The organism is Streptomyces sp. NPDC054834 (genome assembly GCF_053611185.1).
Genome location: NZ_JBSGZV010000010.1, coordinates 1 through 17,858, shown reverse-complemented (window position 1 = coordinate 17,858; position 17,858 = coordinate 1). Strand labels below are relative to the sequence as shown.

General features: G+C 70.8%; 19 protein-coding genes and 2 tRNA genes. 17 read left to right on the top strand and 4 right to left on the bottom strand.

Features of this window, described 5'->3' with window-relative positions:
• The first annotated feature begins 37 nt into the window (after window positions 1–37).
• Window positions 38–1,240, top strand: coding sequence for a glycosyltransferase family 2 protein (locus ACWGJM_RS15910; protein WP_453412269.1), 1,203 nt, complete (start codon window positions 38–40; stop codon window positions 1,238–1,240).
• Window positions 1,241–1,253: 13 nt separating this feature from the next.
• Here ACWGJM_RS15910 and ACWGJM_RS15905 read toward each other — a convergent pair whose 3' ends face one another.
• A complete protein-coding gene (locus ACWGJM_RS15905; RefSeq protein ID WP_453412268.1) occupies window positions 1,254–2,684 on the bottom strand; it encodes a polysaccharide pyruvyl transferase family protein in 1,431 nt (476 codons plus the stop codon).
• A gap of 236 nt (window positions 2,685–2,920) precedes the next feature.
• Here ACWGJM_RS15905 and proB point away from each other — a divergent pair, with 236 nt between their 5' ends.
• The 5 genes from proB to ACWGJM_RS15880 all read left to right on the top strand — a co-directional run bounded on the left by proB (window position 2,921) and on the right by ACWGJM_RS15880 (window position 7,839).
• Complete coding sequence (proB, locus tag ACWGJM_RS15900; protein WP_453412453.1) at window positions 2,921–4,081, top strand: glutamate 5-kinase; 1,161 nt, start codon at window positions 2,921–2,923, stop codon at window positions 4,079–4,081.
• 138 nt (window positions 4,082–4,219) lie between these two features.
• Window positions 4,220–4,648, top strand: a complete 429-nt coding sequence (locus tag ACWGJM_RS15895; RefSeq protein WP_390736016.1) for a hypothetical protein — start codon at window positions 4,220–4,222, stop codon at window positions 4,646–4,648.
• 61 nt (window positions 4,649–4,709) lie between these two features.
• Complete coding sequence (locus tag ACWGJM_RS15890) at window positions 4,710–5,996, top strand: glutamate-5-semialdehyde dehydrogenase (RefSeq protein WP_453412267.1); 1,287 nt, start codon at window positions 4,710–4,712, stop codon at window positions 5,994–5,996.
• 113 nt (window positions 5,997–6,109) lie between these two features.
• Window positions 6,110–6,679, top strand: coding sequence for an SCO2584 family spore wall biosynthesis protein (locus ACWGJM_RS15885; protein WP_453412266.1), 570 nt, complete (start codon window positions 6,110–6,112; stop codon window positions 6,677–6,679).
• An 89-nt stretch (window positions 6,680–6,768) separates the two neighbouring features.
• Window positions 6,769–7,839 (top strand): SCO2583 family membrane protein, encoded by a 1,071-nt coding sequence (locus tag ACWGJM_RS15880; RefSeq protein ID WP_453412265.1) that lies wholly within the window; start codon window positions 6,769–6,771, stop codon window positions 7,837–7,839.
• 8 nt (window positions 7,840–7,847) lie between these two features.
• Here ACWGJM_RS15880 and ACWGJM_RS15875 read toward each other — a convergent pair whose 3' ends face one another.
• Window positions 7,848–8,966: a M48 family metallopeptidase gene (locus ACWGJM_RS15875; protein WP_453412264.1), complete on the bottom strand. Its 1,119-nt coding sequence runs from the start codon at window positions 8,964–8,966 to the stop codon at window positions 7,848–7,850.
• 103 nt (window positions 8,967–9,069) lie between these two features.
• Here ACWGJM_RS15875 and ACWGJM_RS15870 point away from each other — a divergent pair, with 103 nt between their 5' ends.
• The 7 genes from ACWGJM_RS15870 to ACWGJM_RS15840 all read left to right on the top strand — a co-directional run bounded on the left by ACWGJM_RS15870 (window position 9,070) and on the right by ACWGJM_RS15840 (window position 13,461).
• Window positions 9,070–9,231 carry a hypothetical protein gene (locus ACWGJM_RS15870; protein WP_453412263.1) on the top strand — a complete coding sequence of 54 codons (162 nt, stop codon included), beginning with the start codon at window positions 9,070–9,072 and terminating at the stop codon, window positions 9,229–9,231.
• Window positions 9,232–9,362: 131 nt separating this feature from the next.
• Window positions 9,363–9,527: a hypothetical protein gene (locus ACWGJM_RS15865; RefSeq protein WP_453412262.1), complete on the top strand. Its 165-nt coding sequence runs from the start codon at window positions 9,363–9,365 to the stop codon at window positions 9,525–9,527.
• A 67-nt stretch (window positions 9,528–9,594) separates the two neighbouring features.
• Window positions 9,595–10,281, top strand: coding sequence for a nicotinate-nucleotide adenylyltransferase (gene nadD / locus ACWGJM_RS15860; RefSeq protein ID WP_453412261.1), 687 nt, complete (start codon window positions 9,595–9,597; stop codon window positions 10,279–10,281).
• Between the two features lie 16 nt (window positions 10,282–10,297).
• On the top strand, window positions 10,298–12,058 hold the full coding sequence (locus tag ACWGJM_RS15855) for a LytR C-terminal domain-containing protein (protein WP_453412260.1): 1,761 nt from the start codon (window positions 10,298–10,300) through the stop codon (window positions 12,056–12,058).
• Window positions 12,059–12,177: 119 nt separating this feature from the next.
• Window positions 12,178–12,624 (top strand): ribosome silencing factor, encoded by a 447-nt coding sequence (gene rsfS / locus ACWGJM_RS15850; RefSeq protein ID WP_453412259.1) that lies wholly within the window; start codon window positions 12,178–12,180, stop codon window positions 12,622–12,624.
• Window positions 12,621–13,292, top strand: coding sequence for a histidine phosphatase family protein (locus ACWGJM_RS15845; protein WP_453412258.1), 672 nt, complete (start codon window positions 12,621–12,623; stop codon window positions 13,290–13,292). Before rsfS ends, ACWGJM_RS15845 begins: the two co-directional genes overlap by 4 nt.
• Window positions 13,293–13,388: 96 nt before the next feature.
• Window positions 13,389–13,461, top strand: a tRNA-Ala gene (locus tag ACWGJM_RS15840).
• A gap of 21 nt (window positions 13,462–13,482) precedes the next feature.
• On the opposite strand, the gene ACWGJM_RS15835 is transcribed toward ACWGJM_RS15840, so the two are convergent.
• Window positions 13,483–14,394, bottom strand: a complete 912-nt coding sequence (locus ACWGJM_RS15835; RefSeq protein WP_453412257.1) for a helix-turn-helix transcriptional regulator — start codon at window positions 14,392–14,394, stop codon at window positions 13,483–13,485.
• A gap of 109 nt (window positions 14,395–14,503) precedes the next feature.
• Here ACWGJM_RS15835 and ACWGJM_RS15830 point away from each other — a divergent pair, with 109 nt between their 5' ends.
• From ACWGJM_RS15830 to ACWGJM_RS15820, 3 genes are all read left to right on the top strand, one after another.
• A complete protein-coding gene (locus ACWGJM_RS15830; protein WP_453412256.1) occupies window positions 14,504–15,979 on the top strand; it encodes an MFS transporter in 1,476 nt (491 codons plus the stop codon).
• 69 nt (window positions 15,980–16,048) lie between these two features.
• Entirely contained in the window at window positions 16,049–16,222 is a 174-nt protein-coding gene (locus ACWGJM_RS15825) for a hypothetical protein (protein ID WP_361451088.1), read from the top strand.
• 3 nt (window positions 16,223–16,225) lie between these two features.
• A complete protein-coding gene (locus ACWGJM_RS15820; protein ID WP_019523121.1) occupies window positions 16,226–16,459 on the top strand; it encodes a hypothetical protein in 234 nt (77 codons plus the stop codon).
• Here the strand turns inward: ACWGJM_RS15820 and ACWGJM_RS15815 are convergent.
• Window positions 16,449–17,651, bottom strand: coding sequence for a glycosyltransferase 87 family protein (locus tag ACWGJM_RS15815; RefSeq protein WP_453412255.1), 1,203 nt, complete (start codon window positions 17,649–17,651; stop codon window positions 16,449–16,451). The genes ACWGJM_RS15820 and ACWGJM_RS15815 overlap by 11 nt on opposite strands.
• A 101-nt stretch (window positions 17,652–17,752) precedes the next feature.
• Between ACWGJM_RS15815 and ACWGJM_RS15810 the strand changes: the two genes are divergently transcribed.
• Window positions 17,753–17,825, top strand: a tRNA-Ala gene (locus ACWGJM_RS15810).
• Window positions 17,826–17,858 lie beyond the last annotated feature (33 nt).

The window sequence follows — 17,858 nt, the reverse complement described above, 5'->3', positions numbered from 1 at the left end:
ATGGGGAAAGTGTGAAAGAGGGGGAAATGTGACCGTCGTGACGCAGCCTGATGTGACTGTGATCATCGGGGCGTACGAGGCGATGCCGTACCTGGTCGAGTGCCTGGCGTCCGTGGAGGCGCAGACCGTCGACCCGACGCGCATCGAGGTCATCGCGGTGGACGACGGCTCGACGGACGGGACGGGGGAGTACCTGGAGGAGTTCGCGGCCCGCGCCGCCATGTCGGTCACCGTGATCCGGCAGGAGAACTCCGGCGGCCCCAGCGGCCCGCGCAACGTCGGTCTGGGCAAGGCGTCGGGGCGGTACGTGTTCTTCCTGGACGCCGACGACCGGCTCGGCCCCGAGGCCCTGGAGCGCATGGTCGCCGCGGCTGACAGGAACGGCACCGACGTGGTGCTGGGCCGGGTCGAGGGGGTCAACCGCACGGCGCCGAAGTCGATGTGGGGCAAGAACCTCGACCGCACCGACGTGTTCTCGTCCAACATAAAGTTCACGCTCAGCGCGCAGAAGCTGTTCCGCCGCGAGCTGCTCGAGCGGCACGGCATGCGCTTCGACGAGTCCCTGTGGACCGGCGAGGACGCGCTGTTCACGATGGAGGCCTATCTGCGGGCCGACGGCGTCTCGGTCGTCGCCGACTACACCTGCTACTACCTGGTCGGCCGCGACGACGGCAAGCACGTCACCAAGTCCGGCGGCTACACCCTGCGCTTCGACTCCGCGCGCGCCCTGATGGGCCTGATCGCGCGGATGGTCCCGGCGGGCGCCAAGCGCGACATGCTGATGGTCCGGCCCTTCCTGGTCACCCTGCTGCCGCAGTTCGGGCCCAAGTACCTCAAGGACAGCGACGAGGTGCGGCGGCACAAGCTCGAGCTGGCCAAGCCGCTGATGGACGCCCACTGGACCCCCGGGACCGCCCGGCGCCTGAAGGTCCACGAGCGGCTGCGGCTCCAGCTGGTGGCCATGCAGCAGCCCGAACTCCTCAAGGACGTCGTGGAGTTCGTCAAGGCGAAGAAGCAGGCCGCCGCGGTCCTGGAGAAGCGGGGCACCGAGGTCTATCTGGTCTACCCGCACTTCCGCTCCAAGAAGGCCGGCATACCCGACTGGGTGTACCTCGCCGAGGACCGGGAGGCCCGGGCCTTCGAGGGATACCGGCAGGCCGCCGCCAACTCCTTCCTGCGCCGTGCCCTGCGCAAGGTGCGGCGCTCGCTGCCCACGGGGGGCTTCACGGCGGCGGCCTGATCCGGCCTGGGAGCTACTGGCGCCCGGCCTGGAGGGCCCGCTTGATGGGGCGGCCCACCACGCGCCGGGCGCGGCGGTAGACGCTGGTGGCGGGGGCGGCCGGAGTCACCTTGGCGGTGCCGCCGGCGGCGGCCTTGGTCTTGGCCTTCGCCCCCGCCCTCGCCAGCTCCTTCCGCAGCTGCGCGTTGTCCAGGGAGAGTTCGGTGATCCGGCTCTGGAGCCAGCCGAACCGCGTGGTCAGCGAGGAGATGTCCGTGTCGTTCCACGGGCGGACGCCCGGCGGGAACGACAGCGACCGCATCCGCTCCTCGTAGGCCGCGCCGCCGTCGCCGTGGGTGAAGGTGTTCTCCAGCCCGTTCTTGTCCAGGAACGAGGTGAACCGCTCGAAGCGCTCCGCGTGCCCGCCGACCAGCGCGCCGAAGTCGGCCTGCTCGTACAGCCGCGCGGGGTCGGCGGCCTCGGGGGTCTTCGCGATCTTGTCGAGCAGCTGGTGCGGGATGCCGAAGTAACGGCACAGCTCCAGCGTCCGCGAGTCGCCGCACAGCACGGTGGCGGGCGTACCGGCGAGCAGGGCCGCGATGTTGCCGTGGATCCGGGAGCCGAAGGAGAAGTCGAAGCCGCGCAGGTCGTCGATCCAGGTGGCCGGGTCGATGTAGACCCGGACCTTGTCCTCCCGGTACATCGGGTGGTCCGGGTGCGTCGGTATCGCGGTCACCTCGGCGTTCGGGTCCGACAGGTCCCGCCAGTGCAACTGCCGTGCGTCGCTGAGGTTCTGGCCGACGAAGCGCAGGTGCGGATAGCGCTCGTGGGTGCGGGTGATGATCCGGTCCAGGCCCTGCTTGCGCACCGCGCTGTGCGAGCCGTTGATCGCGATCCGCGACCCGGCCGTCAGCTCCGGCGTTCGCTTGCGGACGTCGAGTTCGCGTCCGTACATGAACAGCGACGGACAGCCGATCACCTCGACGTCCCTGAAGCCCATGTCCTTCAGGTACTGCTCGGTGAACTCGCCCCGCACCCCGATCGACGCGCTGCGGTCGAGCACCGCCGCGCAGAACTCACGCACGGCCGGCTCCAGGCGCTTCAGCCGCTCCGGGTTGTAGCTCACCCCGGACTGCGCGCCGACGCCCAGCACCACCACGGGGATCCGCAGTCGGCTGATGAGCCGGGTCAGGCGGTTCAGCCCGGCCTCGAAGGACGGCCGGAAGGCGTTGGCGAGCGGGACGACGAAGGCGTCGTACTCCTCGTTGATCCGGGCCGCCGCGGCCACGTCGGTGCGCATCCCGTTGGAGACCACCTCGGTGCCGGGTGTCTCCAGGATCTTGTGGGCGGCGTCGCTGAAGATCAGGTTGCCGGAGTTGGTGGCTATGACGTCTCTGTGGAGGGCTTCCTCCAGCGGGACGACGTCGTAGGGGCTCTTCCCCGAGCGGAGGAGTATGCGCTTCACGCGGCGAACTGTAGGTGACACAACATTCAAATTAAGTTTGTGCAGGCTTTAATTTCTATAAGCAACCAGTGCAACCTTTTTGCCGTACGCGGGACGTGACCGAATGATCACGCAGCGCCTGTCCGGGGGCTGGAATCGACGGGCGGCGGCCGATCTCCTTCGCGTAGATTGCCGGACAGGGCAGCCGCATCTACGCGCAAGGGGACACAGGGCAAGTGACAAGGGCAAGGCAGGCCGTGGGCGAGGCCCGCAGGATCGTCGTCAAGGTGGGCTCCTCGTCGCTGACCACCGCCTCGGGCGGCCTGGACGCCGACCGGGTCGACGCGCTCGTCGACGTCCTCGCCAAGAGCCGAAAGACGGGGGTGGCCCCAAGCGCCTCGGTCGAGGGCGGTGGTGGGAGACGGGAGGGCGGCGGAGAGCGGGAGATCGTGCTGGTCTCCTCCGGCGCCATCGCCGCCGGACTCGCCCCGCTGGGCCTGCGCCGCCGCCCCAGGGACCTCGCCCGCCAGCAGGCCGCCGCCAGCGTCGGCCAGGGCCTGCTCGTGGCCCGCTACACCGCCTCCTTCGCCCGCTACGGCGTCCGCGTCGGCCAGGTACTGCTCACCTCCGACGACATGAGCCGCCGCGCCCACCACCGCAACGCGTCCCGCACCCTCGACAAGCTGCTCGCCATGGGCGCCTTCCCGATCGTCAACGAGAACGACACCGTCGCCACCGACGAGATCCGCTTCGGCGACAACGACCGGCTCGCCGCCCTCGTCGCCCACCTCGTCCACGCCGACCTGCTGGTCCTGCTGTCCGACGTGGACGGCGTGTACGACGGCGACCCCGGCAGGCCCGGCACCTCGCGGATAGCGGAGGTACGGGGACCCGCCGACCTCGACGGCATCGAGATCGGCAGCGCCGGCAAGGCGGGCGTCGGCACCGGCGGCATGGTCACCAAGGTGGAGGCCGCCCGGATCGCCGCCGCCGCGGGCATCCCCGTCGTCCTCACCAGCGCGATCCACGCGGCCGAGGCACTGAGCGGCGGCGACACGGGCACCTACTTCCACCCCACCGGCAAGCGCTCCGCCGACCGGCTGCTGTGGCTCCAGCACGCCTCCACCCCGCAGGGGTCCCTGACCCTGGACGACGGTGCCGTACGCGCCGTCGTGGAGCGCCGCAAGTCGCTGCTGCCCGCCGGGATCGCCGCCGTCGACGGCGAGTTCAACGCCGGCGACCCGGTCGAGCTGCGCGACGGCACCGGACGCGCGGTGGCCCGCGGGCTGGTCAACTTCGACGCCAAGGAGATCCCCCGGCTGATCGGGCGCTCGACCCGGGAACTGGCGCGGGAACTCGGACCGGAGTACGAACGCGAGGTCGTACACAGGGACGACCTGGTGGTCCTGCACTCGTAAAACGGGACGTACCGACCGACCCCGGTGGGGGACGTTCCGTAAAACCGCCACGCGAAGCCTTGCGGCCTGCTCAACTTTGCTGAGGGGCGTGTTTCAGGCGCACGCCCCCACCACGGGCACAGCGTGAAGGAGGCCGTCGTGAGACGAGTGCGCCCCGGTGCGGCGGCGTCCCGCGGTGCTCTGACGAGCGTCGCGGCCGGTGACGCCTACGAGGAGCCGAGGGACCTGCCCCGCCTGTGGCACGTCACCCTCAGCGTCTCCGGGCAGGAAGTCCCCCTGGGGGACCTGAGGCGCGCCCTGGAGCAGCTGGCCCACGACCACCCCTTCCTGCTGACCAGCAGGTACGCGAACGACCACGCGGAGATCCGCTACTGGGAAGAGGCCCGCGACCTGCACGACGCCGCCGCCGTGGCCCTGCGCCTGTGGGGCGAGCACCGGCAGACGGCCGGCCTGCCGCCCTGGGAGATCGTCGGCCTGGAGGTCATCGACCGCGAGACCTACCACCAGCGCGTCGCCGAGGGCTACGGACCGCCGCCGGCGACCCCCGTGGGGGTTCACCCCTTTTGATCCCATCTCGGGGTGTGGAACAGGCCGTGAACAGCGCTCCGGGGAGCACTACTCTTCCTTCATGACCACGCTCTCGCCGTACGACTCGATGTCCCCGGTCACCCAGGCCGCCTACCGTGCCAAGGCCGCCGCCGCCGACCTCGCGCCGCTGCCGCGGGCCGTGAAGGACGACGCGCTGCTCGCCATCGCGGACGCCCTGGAGGTCCGGACGAGCGAGATCGTCGAGGCCAACGCCAAGGACGTGGCCAAGGCCCGGGAGAACGGCACCAGCGAGGCCATCGTCGACCGGCTGACCCTCACCCCCGAGCGGGTCCGCACCATCGCCGCCGACGTCCGCGACGTCGCGAAGCTGCCCGACCCGGTCGGCGAGGTCGTCCGCGGCTCCACCCTGCCCAACGGCATCGACCTGCGCCAGGTCCGCGTCCCGCTCGGCGTGGTCGGCATCATCTACGAGGCCCGGCCGAACGTCACCGTCGACGCCGCCGCCCTCTGCCTGAAGTCCGGCAACGCCGTACTGCTGCGCGGCTCCGCCTCCGCCTACGAGTCGAACACCGCCCTCGTCCGGGTGATCCGGGACGCCGTCGGCGGCGCCGGGCTGCCCGCCGACGCCGTGCAGCTGGTGCCGGGGGAGAGTCGGGAGAGCGTGCGCGAGCTGATGCGCGCCCGCGGGCTCGTCGACGTGCTGATCCCGCGCGGCGGCGCCTCCCTGATCCAGACCGTCGTCGCCGAGTCCACCGTCCCCGTCATCGAGACCGGCACCGGCAACTGCCACGTCTACGTCGACGCCGAGGCCGACATCGACATGGCGATCGAGATCCTGATCAACTCCAAGGCCCAGCGGGTCAGCGTCTGCAACGCCGCCGAGACCCTCCTGGTCCACCAGGACATCGCCCCCGAGTTCCTGCCGCGCGCCCTGGACGCCCTCGCCGAGGCCGGGGTGACCGTGCACGCCGACGAACGCGTGCTGGCGTACGCCAAGGACTCCCGGGCCACCGTGGTGGAGGCCACGCCGGACGACTGGGACACCGAGTACCTCTCCTACGACATCGCCGCCGCCGTCGTCGACTCCCTCGACAGGGCCGTCGCGCACATCCGGCTGTGGAGCTCCGGCCACACCGAGGCCATCGTCACCACCTCCCAGCAGGCCGCCCGCCGCTTCACCCAACTGGTCGACTCGACCACCGTCGCGGTGAACGCCTCCACCCGCTTCACCGACGGCGGCCAGTTCGGCTTCGGCGCCGAGATCGGCATCTCCACGCAGAAGCTGCACGCGCGCGGCCCGATGGGCCTGCCCGAGCTGACCAGCACCAAGTACATCGTCACCGGTGACGGACACGTACGGCGCTGACCGACGGCCGGGTCGCCCCGGCCGTCCGGCGGGACGCGTGACAGACGTCTCACCAGGCGGATGAATTTCCATACCGTCTGCCCAAAATGACCCCCCAGGACTACTCTGGACCCGTGCCGGAGGACGTGGGGGGCACGCCGTTCCCTGACGGCTGGGAGCCCGACGACGACCACGACCACGGGGTGCCGGACGATGAGTTCGCCTCCGTGGTCTTCGACGAGGCCTTCGTACAGGCGGCCGTGGTGCACGAGCCGACCGCCGTCGAACGCCTCCTGGCCGCCGCCCAGGCGAGAGCCGAGGCGTCCGAGGCGGAGGCCCGCCGAGCCCACGCCAGAGGCGAGCGGTACAGCCCCGACGGCACCGATCTCGGCCATGATCCTGACCTGGACGACTTCGACGACCCCGACGTCCTGGCCGACCGGTACGGCGCACCCGCGCCCTACGGGAAACAGGTCCGCTGGCACCGCCCCGTCGCCTGGCTGCTCGCCCTCGTGATGGGCGTCGGCATGGTCGCGCTGGCCTTCGCCGCGGTCTACCGAAGCGCCTCCTCGGGCAGCCGGGACCAGGTTCCGTCACACGCCCCCACCGGCCTCGAACAGGGCACCGCCGCGGCCCCCACCGCGTCCGCCGAATTCTCCCAGCCCGCTCAGCCCGCGGCCTCCGCGATCCCGCGCTCCCCCTGAGTGGCCCGGGACGCACGTGGTGAGAACCTGTCAGAAGTTGTCGTGCAGCAGGGCGTTTACCTGAGGCTCCCGGAACCTACTCTGAAAGTATGGGCGGGCCTGGAGACCCACCTGAGGGGACACCCGAGGGCGGCCCCGGTGGTGGAGAGGACGAGTACCGATCCGTCGTGTTCGACGAGTCGTTCGTCCGTGCTGCCCGCCTCCAGGAGTACTCCGCGCAGGAGCGCATGGCGGACCACGCTCCGGCCGTCCGCCGCCGCCCGCCCCTGCACCGCGGGCTGTCCCGGCAGGTGCTGATCCTCGTCCTGCTGATAGCCGTCGCCTTCGGCACCGCCATCTACATGGGTGTACGCCACCCCTACGGTTCCGCCCAGGCCCGGCGGACCGTCGACCCCCTGCGGATGACCGTCATCCCGCTGGCCCCGCAGGGCAAGGTGCCCGGGTCGGCCGAAGCCGAGTACCTGTACGCGCACAGCCCCGCCGCCCAGTTCGCGGTAGGCGCCGAGGGCATACCGCTGCCGGCCTCCCGGAGCACCGCGCATTTCTCGGACAGCCAGGTCGTGGCCGCGCTCTCCGCGGCCAGGGACTACATCGTCCGCTCCTCGCTCTACCCCGAGGTCCTCGACAGCAGCGATGTCCAGCCCGCCCGGGCCCTCATCGACCCCGGGCAACTCGACCAGTTCGACCAGAGTTTCGAACACCCCGCCGCCGACGGCCGGCACGCCCCGACCGGATGGCTGGTCCGCTTCGACCCCACCCGCGCCGAGCTGGCCGACCGTAAGGTCCGCGTCCAGGGCAGCCTTCAGGCCGCCGAGACCGACTCCGCCACGCTCGAGGTGACCGCGGACCACACCCTCGTCTACGCGCTACGGCAGACCGGCGCCGGAGCCAAGGCCCCGGTGTCCCTGTTCACCGTCCGCCGCGAGCTGACCTTCCGCTTCGACCGCGACGACCTGCGCACGCACCAGGTCCAGCTGCTCGTCTCCTACGTCCAGGCGGGCCCCCTGTCCTGCGCCGGGGACGCCACCAACCACCTGCATCCCCTGCTGGCCGGCCAGACCGCCAAGGCGGGCGGCCCGGCGGGCACGGACCCCTACGCGACGGGCGGCGCGACCGCCCTGTGCGGGACGCTGGCCGCCGGCGCCCAGCCGAAGGTGTGAGCGGCCCGTTACTCCTCGTCCTGCGGCGGAGCGTCCGTCGGCGGACGGTCCGTGGGCGACTGGTCCTTCGGCGGGGGCGGGCTCGTGAAGCCGTCGAAGCCGCGGCGCACCCGGCCGCCGAGGCCCCCGGCTCCACCGGCCAGATCGGTGACCAGCTTCATCAGCGGGTCCTTGGAGCTCTTCACGTCGCCGGCGTAGCTCGCCGCGGACTCCCGGAACGAGTCGCTGACCGAGGTGTCCTTGTCCTCGTTGCGCCGCGGGTAGTGCCCGTCCATGATCCGCTGGTAATCCCGCGACTCGGCCCACTTCTTCAGCTCGGCCGCCCGGACCGTGGTGAAGGGGTGGGAACGGGGCAGCACGTTGAGGATCTTCAGCACGGAGTCGCGCAGGTCGCCCCCGGCCTCGTACTCCTCGGCCTGCTGGAGGAACGCGTCCACGTTCATCTCGTGCAGGTGGTTGCCGCCGGCTATCTTCATCAGGCCGCGCATCGAGGCCCGCAGGTCCTGGCCCACGAGGAGGCCGGCCCGGTCGGCCGAGAGCTCCGACTTGCGGAACCACTCGCGCAGTGCCGTCACGATCGCCAGCACCGCGAGATTGCCCAGCGGAATCCAGGCGACCTTCAGGGCGAGGTTGGTCAGGAACAGCAGGATCGTGCGGTACACCGCGTGGCCGGACAGCGCGTGCCCCACCTCGTGGCCCACGACAGCCCGCATCTCCTCCTCGTCGAGCAGCTCGACGAGCCCCGTGCTGACGACGATGACCGGCTCGTCCAGGCCGATGCACATCGCGTTCGGCTGCGGGTCCTGGGTGACGTACATCGGCGGGACCTTCTCCAGGTCCAGGATGTAGCAGGCGTCCCGCAGCATGTCGTTGAGGTGGGCGAACTGCTGGTCCGAGACGCGCACCGAGTCGGACAGGAACAGCAGCCTGAGGCTCCGCTCCGGCAGCAGCGCGCTGAGCGCCTTGAACACCGTGTCGAAACCGCTCAGCTTCCGCAGGGCCACCAGGGCCGAGCGGTCGGCCGGGTGCTCGTACGCACGGGAGGAGATCCCCGGGAAACGCCTGCGCTGCCTGCTCGGCACGCTCCCGTTCGCCTGCCCGTTGTGTGCGTGGCCGTCGTCGGACATGTCTTCCCCCATGCGCGTCTGAAGTGCCCCATGTGCCCCCGAGGCAGGCCCCAGCCTAGGCGGAGATACCGTGGACGGGCAGTACAGCCGAAGGAGTCCCGTCATGGAGCACATCCCCCCAGCCGCCTGGCTGACCGAGGCCGCGAACGCCGCCCCCCAGCACGGTTCGGGGAATCTGCTCCGGATCGTACTGGTCGTGATGGTCCTGGGCTGCGCGCTGACCGCCTGGTTCCTGCTGCGCGGGTACAAACGGAAGGACGACTGAGCGGCCCGCGAAGTTCCCCGGCGCTCACCCCCGGCTTCCCCATCGGCGGAGTCGGCGTGATCGGCTCCGGACCACCCGCATACGATGAGCCGACATCTTTATCCCGCCCACACCGGATAGGTCCTGCCGAGATGAGCTTCCACAGCACCGCTGCCCAGTTGGTCACCCTCGCCGCCGAGGGCGAGGAGCACGGCGGAAACCACAACAGCCTCAGCCCCTACGTCACCGGCGGCGGCGCGTTCCTCATCCTGCTGCTCCTGCTGTGGATCACCACCCGCTTCAACCGCGACCGCTGAACAGGCAAGGCATCGCCGGGGATCTGGCGGCCGGGGCCCTCAGGCCGGGCCGGTAGGGTCTGCACGCATGGGAGAGCAGGACATGCCTACCGGTCCGGCGAACGACACGTCCGACGACACGGTGAAGGCCCCCGAGTACCGGCCGGGCCACGGCCCCGCGCACACGGGCAAGCGCCGCCTGGGCGTGATGGGCGGAACGTTCGACCCGATCCACCACGGGCACCTCGTGGCGGCCAGCGAGGTCGCCGCGCAGTTCCAGCTGGACGGAGTGGTGTTCGTCCCCACCGGCCAGCCGTGGCAGAAGTCCCACAGCAAGGTCTCCCCGGCCGAGGACCGCTACCTGATGACGGTCATCGCGACCGCCGAGAACCCCCAGTTCTCGGTGAGCCGTATCGACATCGACCGCGGCGGCCCCACCTACACCGTCGACACCCTGCGCGACCTGCGTGCGCTCAACCCCGACGCCGACCTCTTCTTCATCACCGGCGCCGACGCCCTCGCCCAGCTCCTGACCTGGCGCGACAGCGAGGAGCTGTTCTCCCTCGCGCACTTCATCGGGGTCACCCGCCCCGGCCACCATCTGACCGACCACGGACTTCCGGAGGGCGGAGTCACGCTCGTCGAGGTTCCCGCGCTCGCCATCTCCTCGACGGACTGCCGTGCGAGAGTCGCCAAGGGCGACCCCATCTGGTACATGGTCCCGGACGGAGTCGTGCGCTACATCGACAAGCGCGAGCTGTACCGCGGCGAGTGAGCCGAGAGGGGCACCGGTGAACGACCGATACGACCCGGGGTACGGGCAGGACCAGTACGAGCTGGTCGGCTACGACGAGTATGGGCAGCCTGTCTACCGACAGGTCCCCGCCCAGCACACGCCGCCCCAGGCCTACGACCAGTACTCACAGCAGGACTACGGCTACGACCCGTACGCGACCGGACAGCAGCAGTCCATGCCGCAGCAGTCCGGCCCGCAGCAGTCCATGCCGCAGCAGTCCGGGCCGTCGTACGACCCCTATGACACCGGTCAGCAGCCACCGGCCGCCTCCTACGACTCCTACGACTCGTACGACTCCACCGGCCGGTACGGCACCGCGACGCACGGCGCGGGCGGCCCCGAGCAGGGGTACGACCCGTACGGGCAGGCGGCGGCCGGCGGCCGGCAGTCCCGGGTCGCCGAGCAGACCGCCTACATCCCGCACCAGACCGGGCCCTCCGAGGCCGAGGAGACGGACGCCCCCGCCACCGGCGAACGGGATTACCACACGGAGCAGTTCGCCTTCGTCGAGGAACCGGACGGCGACTCCGAGGACGTCATCGACTGGCTGAAGTTCACGGAGAACCGCACCGAGCGCCGCGAGGAGGCCCGCCGCCGCGCCCGCAGCCGGGTCATCGCCCTCGTCGTCGTCCTCGCGCTGGTCGCGGTCGGCGGTGTCGGCTACCTCTGGTACGCCGGGAAACTGCCCGGCCTGTCCTCCTCCGGCTCGAAGTCGGGCACCACCACGGCCGCGGGCGCCCAGAAGCGCGACGTGATAGTCGTCCACCTGCACAACACCGCCAAGGGCGGCACCTCCACGGCGCTGCTCGTCGACAACACCACCACCAAGCGGGGCACCACCGTGCTGCTGCCCAACTCGCTCGCCATGAGCGGGGACGACGGCACCGCCACGACCCTCGCCAAGTCGGTCGGCGACGACGGCTCCTCCGGCACCCTCGAGCAGCTCGACACCGTCCTCGGCACGAACATCGAGGGCACCTGGCGCCTCGACACCCCCTACCTTCAGAACCTCGTCGAGCTCGTCGGCAACATCGACATCGACACCAACGCGGACGTGCCCGACCCGGCCGCCAAGAAGAAGGGCAGCGCGCCCCTCGTCCACAAGGGCCAGGGCCAGACCCTCAGCGGCAAGATGGCCGTCGCCTACGCCACCTACCGCGCCTCCGGCGAGTCCCAGAACGCCCAGCTCGAGCGGTTCGGCCAGGTCATGCAGGGCGTGCTGCGCAAGATGTCCTCCGACCCGACCGCGGCGACGACCACCGTGCAGACACTGGCGCAGATCCTGGACCCCTCGCTGACCGACAAGGACCTGGGCGTCTTCCTCGCCAAGCTCGCCGACCTCGCCAAGGGCGGCGACTACAAGACGACGCTGCTGCCCGTCCAGTCCGACGGCACGCTGAGCGCGCAGACCAGCGACAGCGTGGTGAAGGACATCCTCGGCGGCACCGCCAAGAGCCCCGAGGCCGGCTCGGCCGTCCGGGTCTCCGTCCAGAACGCCACCGGTGTCAAGGACTACACCGAGAAGGCACGCGTGGTGATCGTCAACGGCGGCTTCACCTTCCTGGAGGCCGGCACGGCGTCCGCCCCCCGGGCCACCTCCCAGGTGATCTACGCCGACGCCGCCGACAAGGAGAACGCCACCGAGGTCGCCAAGACCCTGGGCCTGCCCTCCGGCTCGGTGAAGAAGGGCACGGTCAGCTCCAACGCCGACGTCTCGGTGATCCTCGGCCAGAACTACAAGCCGGCGTCCTCCTAGGACGCCGCGCGCACCGCGAACAGGAGGCCGAGCCCCACGTGAGCCCGTAATCACGTGGGGATGCCCCGGCGGCTCATGAGACCCTTGATGCCAAGTGACCGCCGACGGAAAGCCAAGTAGTGACCGCCACCGACCGTTCTCTCGAGCTCATCAACGCCGCCGCCCAGGCGGCCGCCGACAAGCTCGCCCACGACGTCATCGCCTACGACGTCAGCGACGTGCTCTCGATCACGGACGCCTTCCTGCTGGCCTCCGCCCCCAACGACCGCCAGGTCAAGTCGATCGTCGACGAGATCGAGGAGCGGCTCCAGAAGGAACTCGGCGCCAAGCCGGTGCGCCGTGAGGGCGACCGCGAGGCCCGCTGGATCCTGCTCGACTACGTCGACATCGTCGTCCACGTTCAGCACAGCGAGGAGCGCGTCTTCTACGCGCTGGAGCGGCTGTGGAAGGACTGCCCCGAGATCGAGCTGCCCGCCGACGCCAAGGCCACCCGAGGCAAGGCCGAGGAGCACGCCAGGCTCCAGGCCGCCGAGGACGCCGACGAGCTGGGCGGGGAGTGGCGATGAGCGCCACCGGTGAGGTGACCGACCGCGGCAAGGGCCGCGGTCGGCGCATCATCCTGTGGCGGCACGGCCAGACCGCCTGGAACGTGGAGCGCCGCTTCCAGGGCACCACGGACGTGGAGCTGACCGAGGCCGGCGTCGGCCAGGCCCGGCGCGCGGCGCGGCTGCTCGCCTCCCTGAGACCCGACGCGATCGTCTCCTCGGACCTTCAGCGGGCCGCGCTCACCGCCGCCGAGCTCGCCGCCCTCACCGGCCTGGAGATCACCCGCGACGAGGCCCTGCGCGAGACCTACGCGGGCGTGTGGCAGGGACTCACGCACGAGGAGATCATCGCCCGGCACGGCGAGGAGTACGCGGCGTGGAAGCGCGGCGAACCGGTCCGCCGCGGCGGCGGCGAGCTGGAGACCGAGGTCGCCGACCGTGCCGCACCCGTCGTGCTGCGGCACGCCGAGAAACTGCCCGAGGAAGGCACCCTCGTGGTGGTCAGCCACGGCGGCACCATCCGCACCACCATAGGCCGCCTCCTCGGTCTGGAGGCGCACCACTGGGAGGGGCTGGGCGGCCTCTCCAACTGCTGCTGGTCCGTCCTCGGCGAGGGCCTGCGCGGCTGGCGGCTGCTGGAGCACAACGCGGGCACCCTTCCGGAACCCGTCCTCGGTGACGACGACTGAGCGACGACTGAGCGACGACCGAGCGCGGATTTCACTTTCTGGCAGGTCACAAGCTAGAGTTCTTCTTGTTCGCCCCGCCGAGCGGAGCGAGAACAAGGGGCTATAGCTCAGTTGGTAGAGCGCCTGCATGGCATGCAGGAGGTCAGGAGTTCAATTCTCCTTAGCTCCACAGTTCGAAGATCCCGTCCCTTCAAGGGGCGGGATTTTCTGTGCTCCACATACGGACGACCTGCGCGGCCGCCTCGTCCGAAGACGGCCACAGCCGTTCCCTGCGCTCCCTGAGCAGAGCGACCTTCGTCCGCGCCTCCTCGCTCTCCGGGGTGTACGTCACGATCCGGCACTCCGGCATTCCGTCGATCGACAGCGACAGCGACGTCATCCTCAGCTCGCCCACCGCCTCGTGACGGAACGTCTTCACCCGCGGCCCCGGCTGTATCACCTCGCCGTTCGCCCACAGCTCGGCGAAGCGCGGACTGGCCGCCGACAGCGTGCGTATGAAGTCCTCCCACGCCGGTTCCCCCACGTGTCTGCCGTACGAGGAACGCAGCGTCGCCACCATCATCGGCAGCTCACGCTCGCGCTGGACCACGGGGCAGGCCTCCTCGGGCAGGACGAACAGCGTCCACAGCACGTTCGGCACGGCGAGCCTGAGCGTGTCCGGCACGACGAAGAGGTCACGGTAGGCCGGGTTGGTGGCGAGGATGTCGTACCGCGAGTTGTAGACCGCCGCCGGAAGCGGATCGAGGGCGTCGATGAGGGCCTGGACCTCCGGCCCGACCGCCTGCACCGGCTGCTCCGGGCTCGGATCGAAGGGCACCTCCGCCAGCCGGTACAGATGCTCCCGCTCCGGCTGGTCCAGCCGTAACGTCCTGGCCACCGCGTCCAGCACCTGCGGGGAGGCGTTGATCGGCCGGCCCTGCTCCAGCCAGGTGTACCAGGTGACGCCCACGCCCGAGAGCTGGGCGACCTCCTCGCGGCGCAGGCCCGGTGTACGGCGGCGCAGGCCGGGCGGCATCCCCACGTCGGCCGGAGTCACCCGGGCGCGTCGGCTGCGCAGAAAGGCGGCCAGCTCGGGCCGGCGGCGCTGTGTCGTCCCCGTCATCGTCACGTCCCCCATCGTCGATGCCCGACTTGTCCGCTGCCAGGTGCTGTCGGTACCAGCATCGGTGGGCACTCGGCACCCGTACCGCGGCCTCGGCAGGCTCGACGGCATGACGCCAACACCCCAGACGGGACCGGGCCGCGCGCCCGCGAGCCCGCTTCCAGATCCTGCGACCAGTAAAGCGCCCGGCACTGACAACCGGCCCCGGCGGCTGCTCGCGGTCGTGCTCGCGGCCCAGTTCATGGCCCTGCTCGACGTGTTCATCGTCAACGTCGCCGCGCCCACCATCGGCTCCGAACTCCACGCCTCGGGCGCCGACCTCCAACTGGTGATCGCCGGGTACGCCATCACGTACTCGGTGCTCCTCATCACCGGCGCGCGCCTCGGCGACCGGCTGGGGCACGGCCGGGTCCACCTCGCGGGGCTCGCCCTCTTCACCGCCGCGTCGCTCGCCTGCGGCCTGGCGCGGGGTGCCACCGAGCTGATCGTCTTCCGGCTGGTCCAGGGCGCGGGCTCGGCGGTGATGATCCCGCAGGTGCTGAGCCTGATCCAGCGCACCTTCACCGGCGAGGCCAGGGTGCGGGCCCTCGGCGCGTACTCGGCGGTTATCGCCGTCGGCGCGGCGGCCGGGCAGATCGTCGGCGGAGTGCTGGTGAGCGCCGATCTCTTCGGCACCGGCTGGCGGCCGGTGTTCCTCGTCAACGTCCCCGTGGGCGTCGTCCTCCTGGCCGTGGGCAGGCGCGTCCTGCCGCGGGGCGGTACCGGCCGGGAGGCGGCGCGCGGGTTCGACCTCCCCGGTCTGGTGCTGCTCGGCGGGGCCGTCTCGCTGCTGACGGTACCGCTGGTGCTCGGGCAGGAGGAGGACTGGCCGCTGTGGTCCTGGCTGTCGCTGGCCGCGGCCGCGGTGCTGTTCGGGCTGTTCTGCCGGTACGAGACCGGGCTCGCCCGGCGCGGCGGCGCCCCGCTGATCGCGCCCCGGGTGCTGCGCCACCCGGGCATGGGGCTGTCCGTCTTCCGTATCCTGGCCGTCATGTCCGTCAACGGCGGTTTCCTGTTCGCGGTCACCCTGCACGTCCAGGGCGGCCTCGGCTACAGCGCGCTGCGGGCGGGCCTCACCTTCGCGCCGACCGCGGTCGTCTTCGGCCTGGTCGGGCTGACCTGGCGGAAGTGGCCCGCCTTCTGGCAGCGCTTGCTGATCCCGGCCGGATTCTCGCTCCTCGCGCTGTCCGTGGCCGGCGTCGGACTGGCGTTCCACGGCGGCGGTGACGGCGGGCCCCTGCTCTACATCGCGTACGCCGGCGTCGGTGTGGGGCTCGCGCTGGGTTTCAGCCCGACACTGACGAGGGCGCTGGCCGCCGTGCGGCCCGAGGACGCGGCGGACGCCAGCGGACTGCTGGCGACGGTCGCGCAGCTCGGCCAGCTGATCGGTGTCGCGGCGTTCGGCACAGTGTTCCTGAACCGTCTTGAGTCACTTGGGGTCCCGCAGGCGTATACCTCTGCGGAGGCGCTTTCAGTGTGCGCGTGGGCACTGGCCGGCACGGCCGTGGTGGGTGCTGTGTCCGGACTGGTACTGAGGCGTCGCTGACCGTATTGGTCCGGCCGTGGCAGAATCAAACGGCCGGAAGGGGGCGCGGCCCGACGGGAGGGAGTAGCGATGCCTGCGAGCATCCTCGAGGAGGTCGACCACCTCCTCGAAGCGGCGGTGATACGGGACACGGCCACCCGGCTCAGCTGCCCTTCCTGCGGTTCCGGACATGTGGCCCAAGTCCTCGGCGACAACGGCGGGGTTTCCTACGTGTGCACGGCCTGCGGCCACAGCTGGAGCTGATCGATGGGTGCACACAGGCGGAAGTGCGACTGGTGCGGGAGCGGTACCCCCATCGTCCGTGACATGGAGCCGCTCAATCCCGACTACCAGTACTGGTGCGAGGAGTGCGCGCGGGCGCTGATCATAAAAGGCGACCCGATCGAGACGTACCGTGAACTCGAGGGCGAGCCGATCTACGGTCGGCTCCTCGAGGAGCACTGCACTCTCAAGCGGTTCTACTCGTTCGTCACGGCCTGACTCCCGCCGGGCCCCGGCAACGATGTCCGGCGAGCACCAGGAAGACCAGACCGGCCCCCGCGTAGAGGGCCGACAGCGTGAACTCCGGACACCCCTGGTGCAGTTCGGGCCGCTCCGGCCCGTGCGGCACCCACCACAGCGCGTACGAGCAGAAGACCAGCGCGACGGCCGCCGCGCCCGCGCGGTGTCCGTGCGTCCACAGCAGCAGTCCGAGTGGCACACACCACACCCAGTGGTGCGACCATGACACGGGGCTGATCAGCAGCGCGGTCACCGCGCACGCGGCCACCGCCCACGCGCGCCGGCCGCTCAGTTCCGCCGAGACCGCCGCCGCCAGCCCCAGCAGGGCCACCAGGGCCGCCGCGGCGACCCAGACGGCTCCCGGGGCCGACGTGTGCAGAAGCCGCGCCAGAACGCCGCGCAGAGCCTGGTTCGCCGTCTCCTCGGCGTGGCCCACCCGGCTCGTGCGGAACACCATGCGGGTCCAGAACCGCCACGAGTCGCCCGGCAGGACGGCCGCCGCCAGCAGCGTGGCGCCGGCGAACACCGCGGCCGTCCCGCGCGCGTGCCGCAGCCAGGGCCCTCCGCGGCCGCCCCTGAGCCGTGCCACGACACCGGCGGCCAGCAGGAACACCGCGAACAGCGCGGGCGTCAGCTTCACCGCAGTGGCCAGCCCCACACCCACCCCCGCCCAGCGGGTCCCGGGGCGGCGTGACAGGTCCCACAGCACCAGAACGGCGAGCAGCAGATTGACCTGCCCGTAGCGCAGCGTCGTCCACACCGGCTCGCACCACACGGCCCCCGCCGCGACCCACCAGGCCGCCTCCACGCGCGCGTGGCCCACGAGTCGCAGCGACAGCCGTACGAACACCACCAGCAGCGCGAGGTTCCCGGCCGTCGCCAGCGTGCGCAGGAGCCCGGTGTCCAGGAACGTCAGCGGCGTGAAGAGCAGGGCCGCGAACGGCGGGTAGGTGGTGGGCAGATGCGCGGCGGTCATCCGCAGCCCGTACAGGTCGCCGCCCGCGCGGACGGCCGCCCCCTCCGAGCGGTACACCATCAGGTCGATCATCGACACGTGCGCGGCCCGCTGCGCGATGCAGAACGCCGTGAAGGACAACAGGCACGCCCCCAGGGCGGTCGGGACACGGCGGTGGGTTCCGGAGGGCGCGAGCACGGTCACGAAGACGGACATTAGCCCCCGTATCAGTCCAGAACGGAAACGATTTGGTGCTGCACCCCTACGACCGTGTAATGTTGGCGTCGCCGCCAGGGAAACCAGGCGGAACAAAACAAGGGGCTATAGCTCAGTTGGTAGAGCGCCTGCATGGCATGCAGGAGGTCAGGAGTTCAATTCTCCTTAGCTCCACAGAAGTCGAAGGCGGATCACTCGATCGAGTGA